Origin of the sequence: Nocardia wallacei, from assembly GCF_029869545.1 — a bacterium.
Taxonomy (GTDB): Bacteria; Actinomycetota; Actinomycetes; order Mycobacteriales; family Mycobacteriaceae; genus Nocardia; species Nocardia wallacei_A.
This window is the reverse complement of record NZ_JARWQD010000292.1, coordinates 1-4678: the sequence shown is the minus strand read 5'-3', so window position 1 is coordinate 4678 and position 4678 is coordinate 1. Positions and strand designations below refer to the sequence as shown.

The 4678-nt window shown below is 70.0% G+C and carries 3 protein-coding genes; 1 reads left to right on the top strand and 2 read right to left on the bottom strand.

Annotated elements, in window-relative coordinates; genetic code table 11:
- Window positions 1–124: 124 nt before the first annotated feature.
- Both secA and QH290_RS25700 read right to left on the bottom strand, forming a co-directional pair.
- Window positions 125–2950, bottom strand: coding sequence for a preprotein translocase subunit SecA (gene secA, locus QH290_RS25705; protein ID WP_280264899.1), 2826 nt, complete (start codon window positions 2948–2950; stop codon window positions 125–127).
- Window positions 2951–3080: 130 nt separating this feature from the next.
- Window positions 3081–3497, bottom strand: a complete 417-nt coding sequence (locus tag QH290_RS25700) for an Rv3235 family protein (protein WP_280264900.1) — start codon at window positions 3495–3497, stop codon at window positions 3081–3083.
- A gap of 329 nt (window positions 3498–3826) precedes the next feature.
- Between QH290_RS25700 and QH290_RS25695 the strand changes: the two genes are divergently transcribed.
- Window positions 3827–4678: wax ester/triacylglycerol synthase domain-containing protein (locus tag QH290_RS25695; RefSeq protein WP_280385691.1), on the top strand; the 852-nt coding region annotated here is incomplete at its 3' end.

The following is a 4678-nucleotide window of genomic DNA, read 5'->3' as shown; positions in this document are numbered from 1 at the left end:
TGGGGGGGTGGGGCGCGGGCCGCGGGGGGGGGGGGGGGCGGGCCCGGCCCCCCGGCTCAAACCCCCCCCCCCCACACCCCCCCCCCCCCCCCCCCCGGGGGGGGGCCCCCCCTTTCCAGTCGAACTACCTGCGCCGCTTGGACTTCGGCGGCTTGGCGTGCTTGGACTCGGCGCGGGCGGCCTCGCGGCGCTCGCGGCGGGTGGTGCCGTCGTCCGACCGGCCGCCGTACTCCTCGGCGTCGCTGTGCTTGGCGGTGTGGCCCGCCTCGTCCGGACCCGAGTAGGTGAGGCCGCCGACGTCGCGCTGGTCGATTCCCTTGGCGCGCAGCGCCGCCGGGGCGCCGCTGCCGTTGACCGGCTCGTCGACCGGAGCGCCCGCGCCGACCGGGGACCGCAGCCCCGGCGCGACACCGACGCCCTGCGGCTGCGGCTGCTGCACCTCGACCTGCAGGTTGAACAGGAATCCGACCGACTCCTCCTTCAGGCCCTCCAGCATCGCGGCGAACATGTCGAAACCCTCGCGCTGGTACTCGACCAGCGGGTCGCGCTGCGCCATGGCGCGCAGGCCGATGCCCTCCTTGAGGTAGTCCATCTCGTAGAGGTGCTCGCGCCACTTGCGGTCCAGCACCGACAGCAGCACCTGACGCTCCAGATTGCGCATGCTGCCCGAACCGGCCAGGTCGTCGATCTCCTTCTCGCGGCGCCCGTAGGCCTGATGGGCGTCGTCGAGCACGGCCTCGAGCAGTTCCTCGCGGGTCAGGTCGCCGATCTCGCCGGTGGAGTTCTCACCGGTCAGATCCTTGTGGTCGATGCCGATCGGGTACAGCGTCTTCAGTGCCGTCCACAGCTTCTCGAGGTCCCAGTCCTCGACGTAGCCCTCGGCGGTGGCGCCGTTGACGTAGGCCGTGATCACATCCGTGATCATGTTCTCGACCTGGCCCTCCATGTCCTCACCGGACAGGATGCGCTGGCGCTCGGCGTAGATGACCGTGCGCTGCTGGTTCATCACCTCGTCGTACTTCAGAACGTTCTTGCGGATCTCGAAGTTCTGCTGCTCGACCTGGGTCTGCGCGCTCTTGATGGCCCGGGAGACCATCTTCGCCTCGATCGGCACGTCGTCGGGCAGGTTGAGCCGGGTCATGATCGACTCCAGCGCGGCGCCGTTGAATCGCCGCATCAGCTCGTCGCCCAGCGACAGGTAGAAGCGGGACTCGCCCGGGTCGCCCTGGCGGCCGGAGCGGCCGCGCAGCTGGTTGTCGATGCGGCGCGACTCGTGCCGCTCGGTGCCCAGCACGTACAGGCCACCGGCCTCGCGCACGATCTCGGCGTCCTCCTCGGACTGCCGCTTGACCTGCTCCAGCGCCGAATGCCAGTTGGCCTCGTACTCCTCCGGCGTCTCGACCGGGTCCAAGCCCTGGCGGCGCAGCAGCGTGTCGGTGATGATGTCCGGGTTGCCGCCGAGCACGATGTCGGTACCGCGACCGGCCATATTGGTCGCCACGGTGACCGCGCCCGGTCGGCCCGCCTCGGCGATGATCTGGGCTTCCTGCTCGTGGAACTTGGCGTTGAGCACGTTGTGCGGGATGCCGCGCTTGGTGAGCAGCTTCGACAGGTACTCCGAGCGCTCCACCGAGGTGGTACCGATCAGCACCGGCTGGTTCTTCTGATGCCGCTCGACGATATCGTCGGCGACCGCGTTGAACTTCGACTCCTCGGTCTTGTAGATCAGGTCCGACTGGTCCTCGCGGATCATCGGCTTGTTGGTCGGGATCGGGACCACGCCGAGGTTGTAGATCGAATGCAGCTCGGCCGCCTCGGTTTCGGCGGTACCGGTCATACCGGACAGCTTGTCGTAGAGGCGGAAGTAGTTCTGCAGCGTGATGGTGGCCAGCGTCTGGTTCTCCGGCTGGATCTCCACCTTCTCCTTGGCCTCGATGGCCTGGTGCATGCCCTCGTTGTAGCGGCGGCCCACCAGGATGCGGCCGGTGAACTCGTCGACGATGATCACTTCGCCGTTGCGGACGATGTAGTCCTTGTCGCGGACGTAGAGCTCCTTGGCCTTGATGGCGTTGTTCAGGTAGCTGACCAGCGGCGAGTTGGCGGCCTCGTAGAGGTTGTCGATGCCCAGCTGGTCCTCGACGAACTCGACGCCCTGCTCGTGCACGCCGATGGTGCGCTTCTTGATGTCGACCTCGTAGTGCACGTCCTTCTTCAGCAGCGGCGCGATGCGCGCGAATTCGGCGTACCACTTGGAGGAGGCGTCGGCGGGGCCGGAGATGATCAGCGGGGTGCGGGCCTCGTCGATCAGGATCGAGTCGACCTCGTCGACCACGGCGAAGTTGTGCCCGCGCTGGACCAGATCGTCCAGCGAGTGGGTCATGTTGTCACGCAGGTAGTCGAAGCCGAACTCGTTGTTGGTGCCGTAGGTGATGTCGGCGTTGTAGGCCGCGCGGCGCTCGGCCGGGCTCATGCCGGACAGGATCACCCCGACGTCCAGGCCGAGGAAGCGGTGCACGCGGCCCATCCACTCCGAGTCGCGCTTGGCCAGATAGTCGTTGGTGGTGACGATGTGCACGCCGTCGCCGCTGAGCGCGTTGGTGTAGGCCGCCAGCACCGAGGTCAGGGTCTTGCCCTCACCGGTCTTCATCTCGGCGATATTGCCGATGTGCAGCGCCGCGGCGCCCATCACCTGCACCTTGTAGGGCTTCTGGTTCAGCACCCGCCAGGCCGCCTCGCGGGCGACCGCGAACGCCTCCAGCAGCATCTCGTCCAGCGACTCGCCGTCGGCGTAGCGCCGCTTGAACTCGTCGGTCCTGGCCCGCAGCTCGGCGTCGGTGAGGTCGGCGTACTCGTCTTCCACGGCAAGCACGTCGTCGGCCAGCCGCGCGAGCCGCTTGACGACGCGGCCCTCACCAATCCGTAGCAACCTCGTCAGTGTCAGCGCAGGCACGGGTCTCGTCAGTCCTCTGGTCGGTGTCGTGGGCTTGCAGTGCTACATCCTCGGCTCCCGCGGGCGGGTCCGGTACCCGGATGCCGCAGCAACGCCCATGGTAATGCGGCTTCCATGGTAGGTGCCTTCCTCACCGCAACCGCAGCGCGGACAGGCGCCAGTCTCCCCGCCGCGCGACGATGCGGGCCGCCACGGCGAAGCGCCGGTTGCCGCGATCGTAACCTCCGAAGACCTCCGCGGTCCCGGGCGCCACCATCGTCGCCCGCACGGACGCCAGCTGCGCCGAGCCCAGTCGCCGGTCGGCCGCGCCGGTGCGGGTCAGCGTCTCGACCGCGGCCACCACCGTCGGCTCGGCCACCGGCCGCAACTGGCCGACCGGCCGCCGCCCGTCCAGCACCTCGAGCACCAGGCGCAGCGATCGCTCGGCGAATCGCGTTGCCTCCGAACCTGTTTCAGCCGAGGAAGCGTACGATGTAGAGCGTCCGTCGTGTGGTGAGCGGCGCGGCGTCCCGCCCGGTCCCCCGGCCGCGGCCCCGCGCCCGGGCATGCGAGGACGGCAGGATCGACGGCGGGGCAACGGGGCTCGGCTCGCCGGACCGGGTCGCGCCGGATCGCCGGAATGCTGGGCACCCTCCAGATTCTGTGTGTCCTCCAGCGGCGGCTCGAAATTCGGCACATGTGACAGCGACCGGCGTTGGCTGCGCACGGACTTCCCCCCTCACAGTCGACTCCCCCTGACATGAATCGGACCAGCATGCCACGGAAGCCACCGCGGGTGAAGGGCTTCCCCGGTATCGCGACAAGTCCCACTCGCCGTGCCCGAACGGTTTGTGTGACCTCACAATGGAGCGGGTATCGGAAGGAGCACCGGACAGCGTGATCACGAGACTGACGCCGCAGGACGCGTCGTTCTACCGGCGCGAGTCGAGCAGCAATCCGATGCACATCGGCGCTCTCGCGATCGTGCGGGACCCGGCTCCGGGCGAGGATCCCGATCGGCCGCCGCTGGACTACGACCGGCTGGTCGAACTCGTCGCAGGCCGCCTGCCGCTGGTCCCGCGCTATCGGCGCCGGGTGCGCGAGATCCCCCTCGCGCTGGGACGGCCGGTGTGGGTGGAGGACAGCCACTTCGACATCACCTATCACGTGCGCCGCTCCGCGCTGCCCAGCCCAGGCACCGACGATCAGCTGCACGACCTGGTGGCCCGGCTGGCGTCGCGCCCGCTCGACCACACCCGGCCGCTGTGGGAGATGTATCTGATCGAGGGGTTGTCGGGCGGCCGCCGGGCGATCTTCACCAAGACCCATTCGGCGCTGGTCGACGGCAGTACCGCGCTCGAGATCGGGCACGTCATCCTCGATGCCGGGCCGTCGCCGCGCGAGGTCGCGGGCGACGCCTGGGTGGCGCGCCGCGAGCCGAGCGAGGTGGCGCTGCTGGCCATGGCACTGGTCGAACTGGCCGGACAGCCCGGCGAGGCGCTGGAGGTGCTGCGGCACGCCGCCGCCGGGCCGCCGTCGATCGTGGGCACCGCCGGGAAGGCGGTCGGGAAGATGGTCTCGGGGGGGGGGGCCCCCCCCCGCGGCGGGCCGGGCCGGGCGGGGGCGGCCCCCCCCCGGGGGGGGGCGGCCGTCTCGGGGGCCCCCGGGGGGTTGGGGGGTGGTTATGTGGGGGGGGGGGGGCCCCCCCCCCGCCCTCGGCTGCCCGGACAGTCCGTTCAACGCCCGCAC

Bases quoted from the DNA above. Each gene is read 5' to 3' on its own strand.
- QH290_RS25700 (WP_280264900.1), bottom strand. From the start codon at position 3,497: ATGCCCGGGCGCGGGGCCGCGGCCGGGGGACCGGGCGGGACGCCGCGC.